The 21,003-nt window shown below is 56.1% G+C and carries 15 protein-coding genes; 13 read left to right on the forward strand and 2 right to left on the reverse strand.

Annotated elements, in window-relative coordinates; all coding sequences use genetic code 11:
* Nucleotides 1-153 precede the first annotated feature (153 nt).
* Complete coding sequence (gene leuA, locus ABD735_RS13755) at nt 154-1,860, forward strand: 2-isopropylmalate synthase (protein WP_344807361.1); 1,707 nt, start codon at nt 154-156, stop codon at nt 1,858-1,860.
* Between the two features lie 19 nt (nt 1,861-1,879).
* Here leuA and ABD735_RS13760 read toward each other — a convergent pair whose 3' ends face one another.
* Nucleotides 1,880-2,389, reverse strand: coding sequence for a peroxiredoxin-like family protein (locus tag ABD735_RS13760; RefSeq protein WP_344807363.1), 510 nt, complete (start codon nt 2,387-2,389; stop codon nt 1,880-1,882).
* Between the two features lie 172 nt (nt 2,390-2,561).
* Between ABD735_RS13760 and ABD735_RS13765 the strand changes: the two genes are divergently transcribed.
* The 10 genes from ABD735_RS13765 (at nt 2,562) to ABD735_RS13810 (ending at nt 17,470) form a co-directional block, all read left to right on the forward strand.
* Entirely contained in the window at nt 2,562-5,192 is a 2,631-nt protein-coding gene (locus ABD735_RS13765; protein ID WP_344807365.1) for an ExeM/NucH family extracellular endonuclease, read from the forward strand.
* A 161-nt stretch (nt 5,193-5,353) separates the two neighbouring features.
* Nucleotides 5,354-7,372: a bifunctional metallophosphatase/5'-nucleotidase gene (locus ABD735_RS13770; RefSeq protein WP_344807367.1), complete on the forward strand. Its 2,019-nt coding sequence runs from the start codon at nt 5,354-5,356 to the stop codon at nt 7,370-7,372.
* Nucleotides 7,373-7,527: 155 nt separating this feature from the next.
* Nucleotides 7,528-9,456 carry a sensor domain-containing diguanylate cyclase gene (locus ABD735_RS13775; RefSeq protein ID WP_344807369.1) on the forward strand — a complete coding sequence of 643 codons (1,929 nt, stop codon included), beginning with the start codon at nt 7,528-7,530 and terminating at the stop codon, nt 9,454-9,456.
* 147 nt (nt 9,457-9,603) lie between these two features.
* Nucleotides 9,604-11,124, forward strand: coding sequence for a DUF4331 domain-containing protein (locus ABD735_RS13780; protein WP_344807371.1), 1,521 nt, complete (start codon nt 9,604-9,606; stop codon nt 11,122-11,124).
* 13 nt (nt 11,125-11,137) lie between these two features.
* Nucleotides 11,138-11,377, forward strand: coding sequence for a hypothetical protein (locus tag ABD735_RS13785; protein ID WP_344807373.1), 240 nt, complete (start codon nt 11,138-11,140; stop codon nt 11,375-11,377).
* Nucleotides 11,378-11,478: 101 nt separating this feature from the next.
* Nucleotides 11,479-12,714, forward strand: a complete 1,236-nt coding sequence (locus ABD735_RS13790) for a tetratricopeptide repeat protein (RefSeq protein WP_344807375.1) — start codon at nt 11,479-11,481, stop codon at nt 12,712-12,714.
* The gene (locus ABD735_RS13795; RefSeq protein ID WP_344807377.1) at nt 12,711-13,865 is read left to right on the forward strand and encodes a HupE/UreJ family protein; all 1,155 of its coding nucleotides are present in this window, start codon (nt 12,711-12,713) and stop codon (nt 13,863-13,865) included. The genes ABD735_RS13790 and ABD735_RS13795 overlap by 4 nt, the downstream gene beginning before the upstream one ends.
* Before the next feature lie 120 nt (nt 13,866-13,985).
* The gene (locus ABD735_RS13800; protein WP_344807379.1) at nt 13,986-15,065 is read left to right on the forward strand and encodes a polyamine ABC transporter substrate-binding protein; all 1,080 of its coding nucleotides are present in this window, start codon (nt 13,986-13,988) and stop codon (nt 15,063-15,065) included.
* The gene (locus tag ABD735_RS13805; RefSeq protein ID WP_344807381.1) at nt 15,052-15,609 is read left to right on the forward strand and encodes a hypothetical protein; all 558 of its coding nucleotides are present in this window, start codon (nt 15,052-15,054) and stop codon (nt 15,607-15,609) included. Before ABD735_RS13800 ends, ABD735_RS13805 begins: the two co-directional genes overlap by 14 nt.
* Nucleotides 15,554-17,470 carry a putative bifunctional diguanylate cyclase/phosphodiesterase gene (locus ABD735_RS13810; RefSeq protein WP_344807383.1) on the forward strand — a complete coding sequence of 639 codons (1,917 nt, stop codon included), beginning with the start codon at nt 15,554-15,556 and terminating at the stop codon, nt 17,468-17,470. Before ABD735_RS13805 ends, ABD735_RS13810 begins: the two co-directional genes overlap by 56 nt.
* On the opposite strand, the gene ABD735_RS13815 is transcribed toward ABD735_RS13810, so the two are convergent.
* Nucleotides 17,436-18,611 carry a GNAT family N-acetyltransferase/peptidase C39 family protein gene (locus tag ABD735_RS13815; RefSeq protein ID WP_344807385.1) on the reverse strand — a complete coding sequence of 392 codons (1,176 nt, stop codon included), beginning with the start codon at nt 18,609-18,611 and terminating at the stop codon, nt 17,436-17,438. The two genes, ABD735_RS13810 and ABD735_RS13815, sit on opposite strands and share 35 nt — an antisense overlap.
* Nucleotides 18,612-18,762: 151 nt before the next feature.
* On the opposite strand from ABD735_RS13815, the gene ABD735_RS13820 reads away from it, so the two are divergent.
* Entirely contained in the window at nt 18,763-20,289 is a 1,527-nt protein-coding gene (locus ABD735_RS13820) for a RimK family protein (RefSeq protein WP_344807387.1), read from the forward strand.
* Between the two features lie 205 nt (nt 20,290-20,494).
* Nucleotides 20,495-20,935 (forward strand): Rrf2 family transcriptional regulator, encoded by a 441-nt coding sequence (locus ABD735_RS13825; RefSeq protein WP_344807389.1) that lies wholly within the window; start codon nt 20,495-20,497, stop codon nt 20,933-20,935.
* Nucleotides 20,936-21,003 lie beyond the last annotated feature (68 nt).

Below are 21,003 nucleotides of genomic sequence, written 5' to 3' on the forward strand. Positions count from 1 at the left end.
AAAACCGCTACAACTTGGTTATAGTAGGTGCCATCGAACTGGCCGCGAGCTTCCATGAGAGTGAAACGGCCGATGCTTCACAAGAGCATGTATATTCGATAAGGGGCTCCGGCCCCATTTCTTCAAATTCTTCGGAACAGGGATCTCGCTGGTATGGCATTCGATCATCGCAAGTATCAGGCTTTCAAGCCGATCAGAAAGACAGACCGTAAATGGCCGGACAAGGTCATTGAACAGGCGCCGCTATGGTGTTCGGTCGATCTTCGGGATGGCAACCAGGCGCTGGTCAATCCGATGAATGTCGAACAGAAGACGCGGCTCTTCGATCTGCTGGTCAAGATCGGTTTCAAGGAAATCGAGATTGGATTTCCGGCAGCCAGTCAGCCTGACTTCGATTTCTGCCGTAAGCTGATCGAAGAGAACCGCATACCGGACGATGTGACCGTACAGGCCCTGACACAGGCGCGGCCAGAATTGATCGCGCGCACCTACGAAGCCCTGGCTGGGGCAAAGCGTGCGGTGGTCCATCTGTACAATTCCACTTCCACCGTGCAGCGCGAGCAGGTGTTTCAGCTGGACAAAGCCGGCATCAAATCAATCGCCGTGCGTGGCGCAGAGTGGGTACTCGAGCATGCCCAGCAGCACCCCGACACCGACTGGACTTTCCAGTATTCCCCGGAAAGCTTTACCGGCACTGAACTAGACTACGCCGTTGAGGTCATCGACGCGGTTTCTGCCGTGTGGCAGCCTCAGAATGGCCAGCGCATGATCATCAATCTGCCGGCTACGGTCGAAATGGCGACGCCAAATGTCTTCGCCGATCAGATTGAGTGGGTCTGCGAGAACATGCAGCACCGGTCACATATCGAAATCAGTCTGCATACCCATAACGATAGAGGGTGTGGCGTAGCTGCGGCCGAGCTTGGTGTCATGGCTGGCGCCGATCGGATAGAGGGTACATTACTGGGTAATGGTGAACGAACCGGCAATATGGATATCGTGACCATGGCGATGAATCTGTACTCACAGGGCATTGATCCGCAGCTTGACCTGAGCGACATGGCGGACATCATCAGAACCGTCGAAGCCTGCACGGAAATCAATACCCATCCGCGGCATCCCTACGCCGGCGAACTGGTGTTCACTGCGTTTTCTGGCAGCCATCAGGATGCCATCCGCAAGTGCCTCAGCCGCTATCACGAGGGCGATATCTGGCAGGTGGCGTATCTGCCAATCGACCCGCGCGATCTGAACAGACGCTACGAGGAAGTGGTCAGAATCAACAGTCAGTCGGGCAAGGGTGGTGTAGCCTATGTGATCGAGCAGAGTATGGGCATCACACTACCGCGCTGGGCTCAGATTGAAATGAGTCGGCTCGTACAGCTGGAAACCGAACGCAGTGGCAAGGAAATTTCAGCTGCCGATATCAAGGGCGTGTTCGAGCACAACTTCATGGCCGTGAGTGATGAGTGGATCCTGCACACTTATGATATCCACCGAACCGATGACAGCGTCGTCGCTGAGCTCGAGATTGGCACAGGGCAAAAGCTGCAGGGAGAGGGCCATGGTGTCATCGAAGCAGTCGTCGCAGCCATTCAGAGCAACTTCGATCTCGCGATCAGCATCGAGAATTACGACGAATTCGCTATCGGTCTTGGCACCACCGCCCAGGCCATCTGTTGCCTGAGACTGAGAAACGCCAGTGACGATGGGGCAGGACAGATGTGCAGTGCGGCGGCCATCGCCGAGGATACAACGTCGACCGCGATTCAGGCGCTACTGACTGGCGCGGCCCGCCTGCAGGGCCAGATTTCAGCTGCAGGCTTCAGACAGTTGACGTCCGAAGCTGTGCTCGTATAGCAAGGTTGTGCGGGGCTGATCAGGCTTCGCCACGCGCCGGGTAATTCTTCTCAACCACAAAGTCGATGGCCTTGAGCAAGTCGTCCAGTGCTGGCCGCGCAAAAGGCATGCTCTGGATCGATGAGGCATAGATCGTGTTGTCGGGTCGGACCAGATGCAGAGCGGGCTCGCTGAAACGGTCGGGTTCCTTGTCGCTGACAGCCTCTGAAATATAAAGATCCCAACCTCTCGCGGCCGCTTCGGTGAGTCCATAGCCGACCGTCAGCGCCTCCAGCCCCCAGTCCTTCACACTCTGCTCGGCGCGCTCCTTGTCATCCATCGACACGGCAATGACGTTGACGCCACGATTCCTGAAGTCGCCCAAATTTTTTTCCAGTGTCTGCAGGTAGGTCTTGCACACGGGGCAATGCATTCCCCGGTAGAACACCAGCAGGGTAAAAGTGTCCGGTGTCTGATCGGCAAGGGACCACGACTGGCCACCAACGGTATCCAGGTTCAGCTCGATGGCTTGCATGCGCGGTTGGGTCATCTCGTTCTCCTTGTTCAGGGTTCAGGTGATACCTTCTGCATACGTGGGGCGGAAACAATGGTAGCAATCCCCGAGTTAACTACCACCTGTCATCTTTCTGTTACTTAAGGTCGCCAGACTGTGCTGCTCGTGCCTCAGCGGCAAGACCAGAAACAATACACAGGCAGTCACCATGAAACAGACCTTCCACCCAGCACTGCGGCCACTCACCGTCGCTGTTCTTTTAGCGCAGACCTTTGGTGTCTCTGCAGCCGATGACCTCTATATCTCGGAATATATCGAGGGCTCGAGCAATAACAAGGCGCTCGAAATCGCCAATACCACCGGCGCAGACATCGATCTGGCTGCCTATGAAGTGCAGTACTTCTTCAATGGCTCACTCACAGCAGGCACGACGCTCAATCTGACCGGCACCGTACCTGCCGGTGAGGTCTACGTGGTGGCTTCGTCAGCAGCCAACGACACAATTCTGGGCCAGGCTGATTTCACCAGCGGCTCCAGCTTTTATAACGGCGATGATGCCATCACCTTGCTCAATGGCGGCGTTGTCGTGGACTCGATCGGCCAGATCGGTACGGATCCCGGCAGTCAATGGGGCGATTCGAACAATGGCACCCAGAACCAGACGCTACGTCGAAAGAGCAATGTTACAGCTGGCGACACCAATGCCGACGATGCGTTTGATCCATCCCTCGAATGGGATGCGTTTCCCCAGGATACGTTCGACGGTCTGGGCAGCCTCGATGGCGCGAATCCGGGCGATGGCGATGGCGACGACGGCGATACAGGTGGCGTAGCCGCTGGACAGTGTGGCGAGACGGCTACATTCATTCACGTGGTTCAGGGCAGTGGCAACAGTTCACCACTTGTCGATAGCGCTGTCATTGTTGAAGGTCTTGTCACCGCCGTTCGTGAAGACGGCTTCTTCATTCAGGAAGAAGTCGCTGACGAAGATGGCGACCCTGCCACTTCTGAAGGCCTCTTCATCGTCTCGGCCGAGGCGCCAGTTGTTGGCAATATCGCACGCGTGGCCGGCTCTGTAGGCGAATTCTTCGGCCGTACCCAACTGGCTGATGTCAGTGATATCGTTGACTGTGCAGTCACGGCAGAGGCAAGCTCAACATTGATTTCTCTGCCGCTTCAGGCCGGAGCAGATCTGGAGTCTCTCGAAGGCATGCAAGTTCGCGTGGCGGATCTGAAAATAAGCGATGTAAACGATCTCTGGCGTTTCGGTGAAGTGGGTCTGAGCAACGAGATCAAGCGTCAGCCAACGGATGTGTATGCACCGGGCACCAGCGAGTACGAAGCCCTCGTCGCGGCCAATGCGGAAAATCAGGTCTACCTGGAAGACACCAGCGCAGCCAGCTTTCCACCGGAGCTCAGTTTCTATACGCAGTTCAGCTACAGCAACACGATCAGAATTGGCGATATCGTTTCTGCAGCGGGTCCGCTGAATTTCAGCTTCGGCAAATACAAGATCAACCCCACTGAACCCGTCGTAGTCATCGGTACTCGTGAAGCGCTGCCAGAACTTCAGTCAGGCAATCTGACCATCGCGAGCTTCAACGTGCTCAACTACTTCAATGGTGAAGTGCAGGCCGATGGTACCGTGTCCTTCGACTACTCGGCGAATCGTGGCGCCAGTAGTCCTGAAGCCTTTGAGTTGCAGCAGGCGCGTATCGTCGATGCCATCCGAAAACTCGATGCGGATGTCATCGGTCTGATGGAAATCGAGAACGATGGTTACGACCAGTCGAGTGCCATTCAGTCGCTCGTCGATGCCGTCAATGCCGATATCCCCGAAGCGGAGCAGTTCGCTTTCGTGGCTACCGCTGATGGGGGCCTGCTGGGCACTGATGCGATAGCGGTCGGCTTGCTGTATCGGCCTGCTGTCGTGACACCTGATGGTATTGCAAAAGAGGTCCCGATGCCGATTCAGACCCTTGAAAACGGCAATCTGGTACAGATGCGAACGGCGCTTCTGCAGAGCTTCAGTCATGTCGACACCGAAGAGCGTTTCGCAGTGGCCGTCAATCACTTCAAGTCGAAGGGCTCGCAGTGTCTCGAAGATGGCGCGTCACCTACCTTGATCGACACGGCTCAGGGCAGCTGTAACGCGCTGAGAGTGTCTGCAGCGATCACGCTTGGCGAAGCGATGACATCCGCTGACCTGCCAGAGCGGCTCATGATTCTGGGCGATCTCAATGCCTACAGTGCAGAAGACCCAATCGCGATACTGACCGAATATGATCCTGCGGAGCGGGGTTACACCATCAAGACTGCTATGAATACTGCAGCTGACGGTGGCGCATCGGTCGAAGTGACAGAGACTTTCGGCTACACGAATGTTGCCGAGCAGTTCGACCCGAATGGCTTCTCGTACTGGTTCTTCGGTAGCGGTCAGGTAGGCAGTCTCGACCATATTCTGGTGAACGACGCGATGCTCGACGATATCGTCGATGCAACGCACTGGAATATCAATGCGCCTGAGCCCTATCAGCTGCAGTACGACCAGGCCCTGCGATTCTACCCTGACTCAGAAGGCTACAGCTTCACGGAAGTCGGGCCATATCGCAGTTCGGACCACGACCCCTTCCTGGTGTCCCTGAATCTGGAAGCGGCTGCACCAGCCACGCCAGTCGGCGACTTCAACAAGGACGGTCGTATCACCGGCAAGGATCTCGCTGCGCTCATTGGTCAGCTGTATCGCAAGGTCACTGACACCAATGCCCAGTTCGATCTGACTGGTGACGGCAGGATTACGCTGAAAGACTTCTTTGCCTTCCTGCGTCTGCTTCGCTAACAGTTCGCTGTATCAACACTGTAATTAAAAGCCTCTTCGGAGGCTTTTGTGTGTGCGTCATGGAATCGTCATGAAGGTGCAACAAAACCGTCACAGCGCGTCCGCACACTCTGCGCTTTAGCAGATCATAAGGTTTGCGCAAGGTCTTTACGGAGTAGACGATGAACTATCTGAATTTCAGAACATTTGGCATGAGCGCACTGCTCGTTGTCGCGCTGAGCGCCTGCAGCGACGACGACGATGACGATAAGCGCCCGGCGCCTGATACCGAAGAAACAGCAGGCTTTACCCTTCAGCTTCTACATATGGCCGATATCGACGGCTCTAACGCCGATGCGCTGGCGAACGTCAGCAGCTTCGCTGCCATCGTGGCTGGCCTCCGCGCCGAATACCCTGAAAAGACCCTGTTCGTCAGTTCAGGCGACAACATCATTCCAGGCTCGCGCTACACGGCCTCAAGTGATGAATCATTTGCTGGCGTGCCTGGTGTAGCCGAACCTGGCAATGGCCGTGCAGATATTGCTTTCCTCAACGCCATGGGTGTGCAGGCTTCTGCCGTAGGCAACCATGACATGGACGCAGGTCCCGGCGAATTTGCGACCCTGTTGCTGGCCGATGGCAACTACCCCGGCACTCAGTTTCCCTACCTGAGTAGCAACCTGGATTTCTCCACTGATAGCAACACTGCGCCACTCGTTGTCGCTGATGGTCAGGCTGCTGATACTATTCCGAACGCGCTGGCAAAATCAGCCGTCATCACCGTTGACGGCGAGCAGATTGGTCTCGTCGGGGCAACGACGCCAACTCAGGAAGTCATCACATCCACAGGTGATGTCACAGTACTGCCAGCCAGTGACGCCATCCCCGAGCTGGCTGCCATCATCCAGAGTTCAGTGGATGCACTGACTGCAGCGGGAATCGACAAGATCATACTGCTGTCGCACATGCAGCAAATCGCGGTTGAAAAGCAACTGGCGACCCTGCTTCGTGACGTCGACATCATTATTGCCGGCGGCTCGAACACGCTTCTGGCTGATGACACCGACCGTCTCCGGGCCGGTGATGTTGCCGCTGATGATTATCCACTGTTCTTCAACTCGGCTGCTGCTCAGCCTGTCGCCCTCGTGAACGTGGATGCAGATTACAAATATCTCGGTCGCCTGGTTGTAGGTTTTGACGCCAATGGTGTCGTGATCGAAGAAAGCATAAATGCTGCGGAAAGCGGAGCCTATGTCGCTGACGCGGAAACTGTCACAGCTGTGAACGGTACAGCGAATGCCACTGTGGACGCTGTCGTCACCGCCGTAAATGATGTGCTGCTGGCGAAAGAAGGCAATATTCTGGGCAACTCCAGCGTATACCTGAATGGTCAGCGTGGTTCGGTGAGAACAGAGGAAACCAATCTCGGTAATCTGACGGCCGACGCCAACCTGTTCTATGCGCGCCTGCAAGATCCGGCTGTCGACATCTCGTTCAAGAATGGTGGCGGTATCCGCTCTGACATCGGTACCTTCTTCTATCCTGCAGGCTCCACGAATCCAGATGACCTGACCTATGTCTCTACGCAGGCTTTCCCGGCTGCAGGCAAGGCAGCTGGCGATATATCACAGTTCGATATCGAGAGCGCACTGGCCTTCAATAACGGTCTCACCCTGATCGATGTCACGGCTCAGGAGCTCAAGGACATATTGGAAACTGCCGTCAGTGAAGTAGAAAACGTAGGCGGCGCCTTTCCACAGATTGGTGGTATGAGCTTCACCTATGATCCATCAGCGATTGCTCAGGTCGTCGATGCGACCACCAGTGCGGTCACAGTGCCCGGGGAGCGTGTCCGCTCACTGATGGTCGGAAACACCGCTGTAGTGACTGATGGTGTCTTGGATACTGGCAAAGGGCCGTTCCGCATGGTCGCGCTCAATTTCCTTGTCAACGGCGGCTTTGGTGTCACGACGGCAAATCCTGCTCGTGTCGACCTGGTGCTCGATGCTGAAGTGCTCACCAGCATCGACATGTCGGCAAACGATCCGGGTGCTGCAGACTTTGCAGCGAGCGGAACTGAGCAGGATGCGCTGGCAGAATACCTGAAAGCGACCTACCCGGATGCCAACTCGCCGTTCTCGATGGCTGACTCGATTGCCGATCCAGCAGTCGTTGATACCAGGATTCAGACAGTTCAGTAACAGATCACTACAAAAGTAGATATCCCGCGCCAGGGCTAGCCCCTGGCGCTTTTCGTTAGCGTTCCCTTGCTGTAAGTCTCCTCGCGCTCACCTGCTTAAATATTGGTTATTGCTACACTTAATGAAACTGGTTTAAGTGTTTTGGCGGTAAGCAAGTGTCGTTTCCAGCACAACTCGTTCACATTGGCTTCAAGACAAGTCGGCTATATGTCGGGCTGCTGCTGTTGGTGTGCCTGAGTTTTAGCTCGCTGGCCTCGGCTGTGACCCCGGTGGTGGACCGTGGGCAAGGCGCTTTCGACCTGAGCGGCCATGTCAGCTATTTCACAGGTGCAAGCTCCGAATTCACAGTGAACGACATGTCGACCGGCAATAACGATGTGTCATGGCAGGCCCACCAGAGCGAGGGTGCGCTCAGTTTGAGATATCAGACTGAACCGGCCTGGGTACGTATCGCGCTGATCAATGAACAGACCACGGCTGCAGACTATGTCATCGAAGTCGCCTGGCCGCTGATTCCCTCACTCGACTTCTACCTGGTCACAGATGATGGCGTCCTGCACCAGGCGAGCGGACAACTTGTCGAGGAAGCGCTGCAACCTCTGGCCCATCGAAATGAACTGTTTCCGTTTCAGCTGGCAGCCGGCCAGGCCGGTACGGTCTATATGAGAGTGGTGTCGGATGGCACCATCCTGCTGCCGCTCTACCTTTGGTCGCAGGCCGAATTCTTTGAATATGATAGCAGTATCAATCTGTTACTGGGTCTGTTCTTCGGCGCCATGGGGGTCATGGCGCTTTACAACCTGTCGCTGGCCTTGCTGACCCGCGACAAGCCTTATCTGTCTTACGTGCTGTACGTCATTGCCCTTGCTGCTTTTCAGGCCAACGTGACAGGTGTGGGTGGCCTCTATCTCTGGCCGGATTGGCTCGAATTCAGGCTCATGAGCTACGGCATCACTTCTGGTCTTGGCTTTACGGCAGCGACCATATTTACCATCCAGTTTCTGGAACTGCGGAAAAGTCCCTGGCTGTACCGAATTTCGGTGGGCATTCTGTTTTTCTGGGTCGCTGTCGTTCTGATGACGCCTTTCTTTTCCAAAGCCCTATTGGGCGCCCTCGGGTTTCCCATGGGTTTGGCGTCCTGCGTTTTTGCCTGGGCCGCTGCCGCCTACCTGGCCTTCAAGGGGCATCGCTCCGCGCTATATTTCGTGATCGCCTGGAGCTTCCTCATCGTAGGCGCCAGCCTGTATATAGCCTCCATGGCAGGCATCGTGCCACGCACCCCCGTTACCGAGTACGCCCAGGCCATCGGCTCGCTTATTGAGGTCGTGCTCCTGTCTTTCGCCCTCGCGGAACGCATCAATCGCAGTAATGCAGAGCGAGTGGCGGCTCAATCAGCATCACTGAGTCTGGCCAGTCAGCTTGCCAGGGAGCGAGCCGAGAAAATCGAAGCCCAGGAACAGGCGATAGCTGTCCAGGCGCAGGCGACCGAGGTGCTCGAAGCGAAGGTGAAGGAACGAACGCAGGCGCTGAGCAAGCTGAACAGTGAGCTTGAGAAGGCCAGCCAGACCGACCCTTTGACTGGTATCAGCAACAGGCGTCATTTCGAAGCGGAGTTCGCACGCCTGCTGAAAATATGCAACCGGGCCGAGCAGTCTCTCACGCTCATGTTCATCGACGCCGACCATTTCAAGCAGATCAATGACGTGTACGGCCATGCCGCAGGCGACGAGTGCCTGCGCCAACTCAGCGCTTGTGTTCAGCAGAACCTGTGCCGGGCAGGGGATCTGTTCGCCCGTTTCGGCGGTGAAGAATTTGTCGTGGCCATGCCAATGACCAGCCCCGAAGTAGCCCGCAGTCTCGCCGAAAAAATAAAACTGCGGATTGCAGAACTGCGCGTGTCAGTAGCGCCAGACCTCGCAGGCAAGCCCGCTCAGGTCTGTCGCTTTACCGTGAGCATGGGCATCGCGGGCTGGGTTCCGCAGCAGGACGAAACTTCCGACAAGCTGCTCAAGGCAGCCGACGCCATGCTCTACCGCGCAAAGGATTCAGGGCGAAACAGAATTGACGTCTGGTCTGCAAGCTAAGCGAAAGCAAACCATTCATATAAACTACATCTATACGCTACGTAACCTTTTTTCCTCCCCCCCGTAACTGAAGTCAGCTCAGTCGACAATCCGGCATCTCGGACTGCGTGAGCTGCACTACTTGAACTGCCAGAAGCAGGGGGATTAATGAAAACAAGATTCACAGGCCTGACCACACGCACTGCGGCTGCGGCCCTGGTGCTCATGAGCGCTGGTTCGCAGGCATCGAGCCATCGTGAGGCGCCGAATATCACGAAAATGCCAAAAGTCGATGCCACTGACTTTTACATGTTCAGCAGTTACGAAGCCAGCCGCGAAGACTACGTCACCATTCTTGCCAACTACATTCCGTTGCAGGACGCCTACGGCGGACCTAACTACTTCACCATGGATCCGGCAGCGCTGTACGAAATCCATATCGACAATACTGGCGATGCCATCGAAGATCTCACCTTTCAGTTCAGATTTCAGAATACCCTGGGCGGTAACGCTGGTGCTGGCGTCACAGTACCAGTCGGGGGCGTCGACGTAGCCGTACCCTTGCGAAATATTGGCGGTGTATCCGCCGGTAATGATGCCAATCTCACGACAGCGGAAGCCTATACGCTCACGGTCGTCGAAGGCGCACGTCGCTCAGGTACGACCACCGAGATCATGAACACCGCTGCCAGTTCGATGAGCTTCACCAAGCCTTACGATTACGTCGGCAACAAGACCTTTACCGACTCCGCCAGCTACGAAGCCTACGCGAGCCAGTATATTTATGATGTCACTCTGCCGAACTGTTCAGAGCCAGCGCGAGTATTCGTAGGCCAGAGAAAGGATCCGTTTGCGGTCAATCTTGGTGAAGTGTTCGATCTGGTGAATTTTGTGCCAATCGAAGGTGCCATCACTCAGAGCGTCGCCAATGATGATCTTGCAGACAAGAACGTCACTACGCTCGCCCTGGAAGTGCCAAAAGCATGTCTCGTCGGAGCAGGTAACGGCTCGATAGGTGGCTGGACCACGGCAAGTCTTCAGCAGGCCCGGGTGTTGAATCCCGCCCCGAGTTTCGACAAGCCGGAAGTCAATGGCGGTGCCTGGGTTCAGGTCTCCCGTCTGAGCAATCCTCTGGTAAATGAGCTGGTCATTGGTCTGCCCGACAAGGATCTGTTCAACGCGGCTGCACCCACGCAGGACGGTGCACTGGCGACTTACGTCACCAACCCGACGCTACCTTTTCTGCTGAACGTGCTGTTTGGCAACAATGCGATAGCGCCGACCAATTTGCCACGAACAGATCTGGTCGCCGCGTTCCTGACGGGTTTTCCGGGCGTCAATGAACTCGCCACGGTCACGCCGTCGGAAATGATCCGCCTCAATACGGCTGTCGCGGCTACGCCTGCTGCCAGTCAGGCTGCCCTGGGCGTCGCTGCTGGCGATCTCGCGGGCTTCCCGAACGGTCGTCGTCCTGGCGATGATGTGGTGGATATTGCCCTAAGAGTCGTCATGGGGGCCCTCTGCCATGACTTGCCATTGCCAGGTGGTGCTGCAAATCTCGGTTATTGCGCGCCAGCCGATGCGCCTTCGGGTACGACCGCCTATACCGATGGGGCGCCCGTAAATGCCGCCATGTTCAAGATAGTTTTTCCCTATGTGAACACGCCAGTCGCTGGCTCACCCAACTGAGAGGTACAGCTGTATGAACAGACTTTACCTGCTTCCCCTGTTGCTATTGGTCATGCTGTCATCGGGCTGCGATGTATTCGATGACGATGATGACAACAAGCGCCCGCCGGCGGTGGAGACCGGCGACATTGGCTTCACTGAGCTCTTCGACGAGGCATATGCCCGTGAGCCCAACGGCGAGTCGGTGACACTCAACGATAGGGTTATTACGGACGACTCGAACGAATCCACCTTCGACAACTACCTGAACTGAGTTCAGTCCAGAGCCAGGGCGCGGGCAACGTGGCCCGCGCCCTGGTTTCATAAGACATTATTTGCATCAGTATCTCCAGATAAGGCTTCAGGATTGCCATCATGTCTATCAGCACACATGCCCCAGGGCTCTCCAATGCCAGGTTTTATCTGAAGCTGCTCTTTTCTCTGACGCTTCTGTTCATCACGGCCTGTAAGGTCGATACACCTTCCGACAGAAGTGCAGCCTTTCAGCCAGAGGATCCAGGCTTCGTCGTGGTTGCGGAAGGCGAGCTTCCACCCCTGGCAACCGGAATGACACTGCAATCCCCGGAACGCTTCAGGCAGCTCATCGACGACACCATCAAACGGGGCGATGATGAGCGCGACCCTCGATTCTACGGCTATGCCGAGGGCATGGTCCGTCAACGCCTCGAGACTCATCCTGAGGATGTTGGCGCCTTGCTGACCTTGGCTGATCTATTGCAGAAGCAGCATGCCTTCGAAGAGGCGACTCACGTCTTCGAGCAGGTGATACAACTGGCACCGGCCAATCCACAAGCCTATCTATCGATGGCGATGCTCGCGCGCCAGCGCGGAGACTTCGCCGGTATGGAAAAGCTCTGCAGGCAGTTGCTGGCCCGGGCCGGAGCTGAAGTGGCCGCTATCTGTATCTATGCGGCTCAAGGGCTGCAGGGCAAGCTTGGCAGCAGCTACGAAGAGCTCGAACGCGTCATCGAGCGCCCACTGCATCCCGCCATCAATAGGTGGGCGAGGCAGGAAGCAGCGGAGATGGCAGCAAGACTCGGTCAGCCCGATCGCGCCAGGGCTCACTGGACCGCAGCGCTCGAAGCAGCCGGTAGCAGCGTTCCTCCCGCAGAGCTTCTGGTAGCCATTGCTGACTTCTATCTGCTTGAGCAGCAGCCACTCGACGTCATCGATCTACTTGCCGGGGAGACGGAGATGCCTGCGCTCGCCATGCGCCTGGCAGCGGCCGATGTCGCCGTCGCGGCTGGCAGGGAAGAAGGGGACGCTGACGCAGTCCGCTCAAAATGGGTTGACGAGCTTCAACCCTGGCTCGACTTATGGACTGCCCGCGGTGAGCAGAGCCATGCTGGAGAACTGGCCTACTATCTTTTTGCTGTGCGCGCCGAGCCGGAGCAAGCGCTCGAACCAGCCTTTGCTCAATGGTCTGCTCGAAAGGAGCCGCAGGATACCCTGTTATTGCTCGAGATCATTTCCCAGCTTGGCGAAGACTCTGATGTGGCCAGGCAAAGCTTGCAGTCGGTTGAAGAGTGGCTCAAACAGACTGGCTACGAAGACCAGAGGATTCGGAGTTTGCTGGCGGTGGCCTCATGAGCCGTCCTCTGTTGATGTTGACCTGCCTGCTGCTTGGCTGGACTTCCCTGAGTTTCGCCCATCAGCCGGCCTCGAGTTATATTCTGCTTCAGGCTCAAGCTGATGAAGCTGGGTCCAAAGGCTCAGTACTTCATTTGAGCTGGCGCGTACATGTCAGGGATCTGGCTACTTCGGTGGCGCTGGATAATAACGGTGACGGCGCGGTGAACTGGCTCGAGGTCCGGCAGGCTGACGCCAGAATCCGGCGCTTCTTTCAAGACAGCGTCCGTATCACGGCTGGCAGCACTGTCTGCAGCCCTTCCGAACCGCCGCCATTGGCGCTGAGAACCCTCTACGATGGCCTCTACCTGTCCTTCGATACGCCGCTGGATTGCATCATCGCAGCCGATGCCGTCATCGACGTCAGCGCCAGCGCCTTTTTCACAAGTGACCCCCTGCACCGGACTATTGTCAGTGTCTCTGGTCCAGGCTGGCCGTCCTTGCAGCAGGTGCTGGCTTCATCAGAGGATGAGGCAGAATTCGAGACCGCTGCCGACTCAGCGACGACGGCCGACATCTTCACCACCTTCATTTACCAGGGTATCTGGCACATTGCCATCGGCCTCGACCATATCCTTTTCGTATTCGCCTTGCTCCTGACCGTTGTGCTGGTCAAGGAAGGCCATAGCTGGCGACCTGCGCGCTCGAATCGAGCTGTATTCCTGCAGACCCTCAAACTGGTCACCGCTTTTACGGTTGCTCACTCCATCACTCTATCGCTGTCGGTATTGGGGCTGATACAGGGCTCTGCGGTGTGGGTGGAATCCATCATCGCGCTATCAGTGGCGGTGGTGGCCCTGAATAATATTCGTCCGATACTGAGCGACCGCCTTTGGGCCGTCACCTTTATTTTCGGCCTGATACATGGGGTAGGGTTCGCCAGCGTCCTGCTCGATCTTGGGCTGCCACCCGAGGCACGGGGGCTCGCGCTCCTTGCATTCAATATCGGTGTGGAATGCGGCCAGCTATTGCTTGTTGTGCTGGTGCTGCCGCTACTTCTGGCGCTTCGTCACTGGCTTCCTTATCGGAGATGGATCATGCCCGTTCTGTCGCTGATGATCGCCCTCATGGCGGTCTACTGGATAGGCGAAAGGACGGGTGTGATGAGCTAGACGGCACAGGCTCTTCAGCGCAGCAAGACGACAGCTGCATCATGATCAAAACCGGCAATGTCCGCGGGCTCTGCTACGCTTAAGTAGAACTGGCTTCAGCTGATGACGCAAGGTATGCCCATGATCCCGAGGTGCTTGTTCGCGCTGCGGATTCCACTGATTATCGTTCCCTGTATGGTGCTTCTCAGCCTGCTAGGCGGTCCCGCGCGCGCTGAGGCCACCCTCCGTATTCTCATCTGGGAAGACTTTATCGCGCCTGAACTTCTGCAGGCCTGGACGAAGCAGACCAGTATTCCGGTTACCCTGGCCTATTTCGATAGTGATGAGGAGCGTGACAGTATTATTGCCGAGCGCAAGGCACGGTTCGACCTTGTAGTGGTCGATGGCCTGTCCTCGCTGGCTTTCGGCAAGCGTGACCTGTTCGCCGGAATTTCCGAAGCGGAGGTGCCCAATCTCAGGCACATCGATTCACGATTCAGTCCCCTCTGTAAAGCCGGTACAGGCGTGCCCTATCTCTGGGGGACCCTCGGATTGGTCTATCGCAGTGACAAAATCAGTGCGCCGGATTCATGGCAGGATCTGATGAAGCCTGACAAGGCGCTGCAGGGCCATATCGGTATGATCGATGATTACGCAGATACTTTCGTCCCGCCCTTGTTGTTGTTAGGCGAGGATATCAATTCTGATGACCCTGCTGTGCTCAAATCCGCTTTCGAAATGCTCAAGACGCAGCTGCCAGCGGTGGTGACTTACGAATACCCAGTCACCTATCTACAGACGGAAAAGGGCCAGGATCTTTATCTGGCCATGGGCTATAGCGGCGACCAGCACATTCTCAACGAATATACCGATGGCGAGCACTGGGCTTACACTATTCCGGAAGAAGGCTCCGTCACCTGGGTTGATTGCATGGCCATTCCTCAGAACAGCGAGTCGCCGGATGTGGCGAGGGCGTTCATCAATTTCCTGAATGACCCTGCTAACGCTGCACTGAACTCCGAGGCGCTTGGCGTTGCCACAGCGAACCTTTCGGCGAAAGCGCTCATATCGCCTGAAATGCTCGCCGACCCTTCGGTTTTTCCGCGGGCTAAATCTGGAGGAGCGTTAGCGTTTCATGGCTACAGAGCCGTAACTCGGGAGAGTCTCAACCTCAGGAAGCGCATCACCCGCGCACTCGTCAAGATGCATGAAACTCAGTAGGCGCGCATTTATTGTCATTATCCCAGTGCTGGCTGTTGGCTATGCCATCGGCCTGTATTCTGTGTATCAGGAGCAGCGTGATCGTCTCCTGAAAAGCGAACAGGCGGGTATCGACAATGCCTTGACCATTCTGGTCGCCGAGCTCGACGGCTATGCCCACTTCCAGGAAGTTTTTGTCACTTCGTTAAAGAAGTCTGATCCACTAAAGACATTCCTGGTCGAAAGAGACGCTACCTACCGTGCTTTCACGCTAGGCACGAGTATCGAAACGAGCCTGCGTGAGGTCGAACAGTTTCGTAGTGATTATCTGACGCTGGCCCTGCTGGATGGCTCTGGTGAGCTCCTGTATTACCTGGAGAATAGTGGCGACCCTTTTTCCACGGTATCCGATACTGCCCTGACAGCAGCTGCCGAACAATTCCAGAGCGGAGACTCCTCGGGGGTGGGCTTTGTGGCAGCGCGACGACGCCAGTTATCGGCTCGCGTACATGAGTCTGATCGACTCCGCGACCCTGCTCACGCCGAAAAAGGCTTCCCGGCGTGACTCGGTTCTGGTCATACAGAGCGTTGTTGAGCCGAGTACCTTTCAGAGTCAGGCGGATGCCGTTCTCGAGCGGTATGGCGGTAGTCTTACCTTCGACTCGACTGGGTCAACATCGAACGATACTGGGTTGAGTGCCCCCGATGGGGCGTTTGAACTCAAGGCCACTCGCGTCAGCTCGACTGGTATCGAGTGGCAGCTCGTGAGTAGTCAGGCATATATTGCCGAACGCCTGGCATCCATCAAGCGTCCGCTGATACTGAGTCTGATCGGCCTCGTGGTATTTTCGGGTTTCACCATTCTGTTGTTGATCCGTCGATACATTACGGGACCCATCGCCCAGCTGGACCGCAATCTTGAGGATGTTATCGAGGGCCGGGAGAGCACGATTCGCGCAGATGAGTCGTCGCAGGATGAAATTGCCCACATTGCCCACATTGCCCGCATGTTTCGCAAGCTGTACGGCGAACTGTCGCTGGCCTATGCCACAAGCAAGGCGATGGCAGAGACTGACCAGCTCACTGCGCTGCATAATCTGACCTATCTCAATCATCACGGTCAAGCCTTGATGGATGCCGCCCAGGCGCAGGGGCTGTCGCTCGGACTGATGTATGTCGACATCGACAATTTCAAGTTCGTCAATGACCGCTTCGGTCATGACACTGGTGATGAGCTTCTCGTCAGCCTCGCCAGCTCTTTTCTGACCCTGCTCGAGCGCTATCGGGGGCAGACTTCGCTCGCACCGATCCTGTTCCGAATTGCAGGCGACGAGTTCGGCGTCATGTTGGCTCAGAGCAAGGCGATGCCCAACGCCCGCCATGATCTGGCGAACGAGATCGTCGCACTCTTCAAGACCGGTTATCGCCTCGATAGCACACTGCTGCCAATTTCAGCGAGTATTGGTATTGCGGAGTGTCCCGCTGATGCCACTCAGCTGACCCAACTCATGAGCTGCGCCGATTCCGCCATGTACCAGGCCAAGTCGCTCGGCAAGAATCAGCTGGCGCACTATTCGCGCGATATCGCTACCAAGGCCAATAGAGAGCGGGATATCGAACACGCGCTCAAGGTGGTCGATTGCGATGCCGAGTTCTTTCTCGTGTTCATGCCAATTATTTCAGTCGCCACTGGAACCGCCAATGCGGTGGAAGTCCTGCTGCGCTGGAACTCTTCGCGCTTAGGACCTGTGGGGCCAGCCGAGTTCGTGCCCATTGCCGAGGCGACTGGTCTGTTCGAGAAAATTGACCGATGGGTGGTCTCCGAGTCCCTGAGGCTCTACAAAAACGTATCTGCCGAACTTGGCGGCGACGTGAAACTGTCGATCAACCTCTCCTCGGCGCAGTTGTGCAATAAGGATCTGGCTTCTCAGATTATTTATGCGGCGCGCCAGTACAAGGTCGAACCCGCGATGATTCAGCTTGAAATGACTGAAACCATCGGCATCGATTTCAGTGACCAGATGACTTACACCTTGCAAGCGCTGCGTTCAGCAGGGTTTGGCGTGGCCATTGGCGATTTTGGCGCCGGCTATACCTCACTGGCCCAGCTGGTCGAGTATCCGGTCGATGTGGTGAAACTCGACCGGCTATTCATCACCAGGATGATGGACGCAGGCAAATCATCCATGCTGCCGCCCCTCATCGACCTCTGCCACCTGCAGTCTATCGAGGTGACTGCAGAGGGCGTGGAAAACGAGGCTCAGCTGAGGCTGCTGGTCGATGCTGGCTGCGATGCCCTGCAAGGCTATTACTTCGGCCAGCCCGTGCCTCTGGCACGTCTGCAGGCAGCCTCAGAACAATGGCGAATCAGAGCTGCCAGCGCCCGTCGGGTTACTCACCCCGGCAAAGGAGCACGGCGGCTCTAAGCGCCTTGGTGCCAAACTGCGACATCTTCTCGAAGCGCTTGCGGTGAATCGGCAGGTGCTGACTGTCCAGTACGGTCTGATGTTCAAGTGGGTCGACGTCGGGATCGTGGATGTAGACGAAATCCTCGTCCAGTGCCGTCACGGTTACCCAGTGCGGGGTCTTGCACTTGTCGAAATGGTAGGTGCTGATGAGCACCAATGGCACGACGCCATTTCGCAGTGCGTTCTCGATATCCGCCAACTTCAACGGTCGGTCATGCACAGGGATGTCGAACTCCTGCATCTTGCTCATGAAGCCGTCATGAACCAGCTTTAGAATCCGTTTTTTCTCCTCACGGCGCACACCCTCCATGAACAGCGGACCACTGTTGTTGACGAAGACTTCGGCGCGGAGTCCACGTTTTACTGCAGCGAGGGCGAGGCCATGAGGGCCGCAGCCGCCATGTCCGGCAGTCATGAAGATTGTCGTAGCCTCGCGCCAGATTTCGAGCTCTTCATGCACCGCGAACTGAAAATGGTCGCGGAGAAAGGCCAGCGCCATCATCAGCGAAGCCGGGCCACAGCTGAAGTCCATGGTCTGTGGATAGTAGGGAATGTCCAGTTTCAGATCCGACTGCGGCACGACCCGCAGCAGTTTCTGGTAGCGCAGGGCAGGCTGATGGTCTTCGTAGTAGTCCTCGAGCACGCCAAAATGCCGATATTCGTGCTTCTTGTAGAGTGCGATGGCAGCAGCATTGTCTTCGCTGACTTCCAGGCGCATGGCGATGCAGTGCCGTTCGACCGCGACGGCTTCGGCAGCATTTAACAAGCGGCTGGCAATGCCTTTGCCGCCAAAGCGCCTGTCCACAGCGATCGAGTAGATTCGAGCAAGATTCGACCCTTTGTGAAACAGCGTCAGCACGTAGGCAGCTATCGTTTCACCTTCCGTCGTATCACCTGTCGCCACGAGCAGAGAAGCCGTCTCACTGTCGACGAAGCGTTTGAAACTGCGTCGGCTGAGCTTGTCGTGATCAAAGCTGCTGTTTTCAAGTTCGAGCAAAGTCGGCACATCGTTGGCTGTGGCAAGCCGTACCCGGATTCCGTCTTTGTTTTCAATGAGCTGGCCCTGTGACCTGCTGGCCGTAGCCACTGAATGGTGCATGTAGACATCGCCGGAGAGAGAGTTGATTTAACCATCCAGAAGATTCATGGACAGATCAATGATTATAGGCAAAACTGAAGCAACGTGCAGGACAAGCGCCACATCGAAACGCGCGGTTCCCGCTTTTCGTTCCACCCGACAGACACATTCTATGTCTCAGTTATTCATCGTTGTTGAAAAGCTCAGTGACTGGTCGCCTTACTATCCCAGTGAAGACGTCATTACCTTCGACACTTATCTGAACCTGTCAGAGGCTTCGGCCATGGCCGCCAGCGGTGATGACAGACGAGCGGTGATGGCCGGGCGCACCCGCGTGGTCAATCTGTGCCGCAGCTACAAGTATCTCAGCCGCGGTTATTACTGTTCGCTGCTGGCTGAGGCCAGGGGACACCATGTCATTCCATCGGTAAAGACGCTCAATGCCCTGGAGCGAAAAGCGGTCTTTACGCTGTCGTTCGATTTCGAGGAGCTGGATCTCGATCAGGCCCTGCTGACACTGAAATCGGATACTACCCAGGAGGCCTCGAAGCGCAAACTGGTGGTGCGCAGCTACTTTGGCGTCACTAACCTGCCAGAGTTCAAGACGCTGGGTGAAATCATTTTCGAACAGTTTCCCTGTCCGCTGGTCGACATCGAGCTGAAGTACAAGAACGGCTGGATGCTCTCGGCAGTCAAGCCAATGCGCCTGAACCAGCTTGATGATGAAGATGAAACGGCCTTCGCTTCAGCCTTCGATGCCTTTACCAAGAAACTCTGGCGCAAACCGAAGGCCCGCAAACAGTTCCGCTACGACATGGCGGTCCTGATCAATCCTGACGAGAAGATGCCGCCGAGTGACGCGCAGGCCATGAAACGGCTTCACAAGGTCGCCAAGCAGAAGGGCATCGCCATCGACTTCATCGGGCCACGCGATCTCAATCGTGTGCCCGAATACGACATGCTGTTCATCCGCGAAACCACGGCCATCAATCACCATACCTTCCGTTTTGCCAAAAAGGCCGAAGCCGAAGGCGTGATCGTCATGGACGACAGTGCATCCATCATGCGCTGTACCAATAAGGTTTTCCTGGCCGACCTGCTTCACCACCACAAGGTACCCACGCCAAAGACACTCATTCTCAGCAAGGGGCATCACGCGCAATTGAAGTCCGCAGCTGAAACCCTGGGCTTCCCGATGGTGCTGAAGATCCCTGACGGCTCCTTCTCACGCGGTGTCATGAAGGCGGAGAACCACGAGCAGCTCGTGGAGCGGTCGGAGGTCCTGTTCAAGCAGTCAGCACTCCTGTTGGCGCAGGAGTTCATGTACACCGATTACGACTGGCGCATCGGTGTGCTCAACGGCAAACCCATCTATGCCTGCAAATACTTCATGGCACGTGATCACTGGCAGATCTACAAGCACGAAGGTAGCTCAACGGCAACCGGTGCCTGGGATACCATGGCCATACATGAGGTGCCGAAGCCAGTGGTGCAGGCTGCGGTGAAAGCCGCCAACCTGATCGGCAGAGGGCTCTACGGCGTCGACGTCAAGCAGTCGGGCAATCGTGTGGCGATCATCGAAGTCAACGACAATCCAAGCCTCGAGTCGGGCGTGGAGGACAAATTCCTCGGTCATGAACTGTACGGCATCATTCTGGATGAATTCATTCGAAGGGCCGAACTGAAACACGCCAGCTAAACCGCTTTCGCCTGGCTCCAGACGAAGTGACGCAGAACATCGAGCGGTATCTGCGTCAGCTTCTGGACAAAAAATAACTTCAACTGGTTCTATGTGACCGCGTATCATGAATGGCTGGAAACAGCAGTAAATTCCTGAATTCGAAGCGCCGCAGCCCTGCAACTGCATTAGGATCCGCGATCGAGTTCGCTTAGGCGGTGTGCGAATGCGAATTACGCGATACACAGATTACTCGCTTCGGGTGCTGGTCTATCTGGCCGTAAAGCCGGGTCGCTTGGCCACCATCCAGGAAATTGCGGAAAGCTACGATATTTCGCGAAACCACCTGATGAAGGTGGTCCATCAGCTGACCCGGGCAGGATATGTCACCAGTCTTCGGGGCAAGAAAGGCGGGTTACGTCTTGATCGCGCGGCCAGTGATATCAATATCGGCAAACTGATGCGTGAGACCGAACCCGACATGGGACTTGTCGAGTGTTTTCGTGCTGATAATCGATGCTGTATCACGCCAGCCTGCGGCCTGAAATACATGCTGGCCGAGGCACTGCAGAATTTCATGGAGACCCTTGATAAATACACTCTGGAAGATGTCCTGCCCGGACAGCCTAACCATGCCTTGATTGGGTTGCTCCAGATCGAAGACTGAGTTTGTCAGAGGATTCTGCAGGCGAAAAAAAACGCACCCATCGGTGTAATGCCGATCAGATAAGCACT

Source organism: Allohahella marinimesophila, assembly GCF_039538005.1.
In the GTDB taxonomy this organism is placed as follows: domain Bacteria; phylum Pseudomonadota; class Gammaproteobacteria; order Pseudomonadales; family Oleiphilaceae; genus Allohahella; species Allohahella marinimesophila.

Coding starts and splice junctions, on each gene's coding strand:
- leuA (WP_344807361.1), top strand. CDS start 154: ATGGCATTCGATCATCGCAAGTATCAGGCTTTCAAGCCGATCAGAAAG.
- ABD735_RS13760 (WP_344807363.1), bottom strand. CDS start 2,389: ATGACCCAACCGCGCATGCAAGCCATCGAGCTGAACCTGGATACCGTT.
- ABD735_RS13765 (WP_344807365.1), top strand. CDS start 2,562: ATGAAACAGACCTTCCACCCAGCACTGCGGCCACTCACCGTCGCTGTT.
- ABD735_RS13770 (WP_344807367.1), top strand. CDS start 5,354: ATGAACTATCTGAATTTCAGAACATTTGGCATGAGCGCACTGCTCGTT.
- ABD735_RS13780 (WP_344807371.1), top strand. CDS start 9,604: ATGAAAACAAGATTCACAGGCCTGACCACACGCACTGCGGCTGCGGCC.
- ABD735_RS13785 (WP_344807373.1), top strand. CDS start 11,138: ATGAACAGACTTTACCTGCTTCCCCTGTTGCTATTGGTCATGCTGTCA.
- ABD735_RS13790 (WP_344807375.1), top strand. CDS start 11,479: ATGTCTATCAGCACACATGCCCCAGGGCTCTCCAATGCCAGGTTTTAT.
- ABD735_RS13795 (WP_344807377.1), top strand. CDS start 12,711: ATGAGCCGTCCTCTGTTGATGTTGACCTGCCTGCTGCTTGGCTGGACT.
- ABD735_RS13800 (WP_344807379.1), top strand. CDS start 13,986: ATGATCCCGAGGTGCTTGTTCGCGCTGCGGATTCCACTGATTATCGTT.
- ABD735_RS13805 (WP_344807381.1), top strand. CDS start 15,052: ATGAAACTCAGTAGGCGCGCATTTATTGTCATTATCCCAGTGCTGGCT.
- ABD735_RS13810 (WP_344807383.1), top strand. CDS start 15,554: ATGAGTCTGATCGACTCCGCGACCCTGCTCACGCCGAAAAAGGCTTCC.
- ABD735_RS13815 (WP_344807385.1), bottom strand. CDS start 18,611: ATGCACCATTCAGTGGCTACGGCCAGCAGGTCACAGGGCCAGCTCATT.
- ABD735_RS13820 (WP_344807387.1), top strand. CDS start 18,763: ATGTCTCAGTTATTCATCGTTGTTGAAAAGCTCAGTGACTGGTCGCCT.
- ABD735_RS13825 (WP_344807389.1), top strand. CDS start 20,495: ATGCGAATTACGCGATACACAGATTACTCGCTTCGGGTGCTGGTCTAT.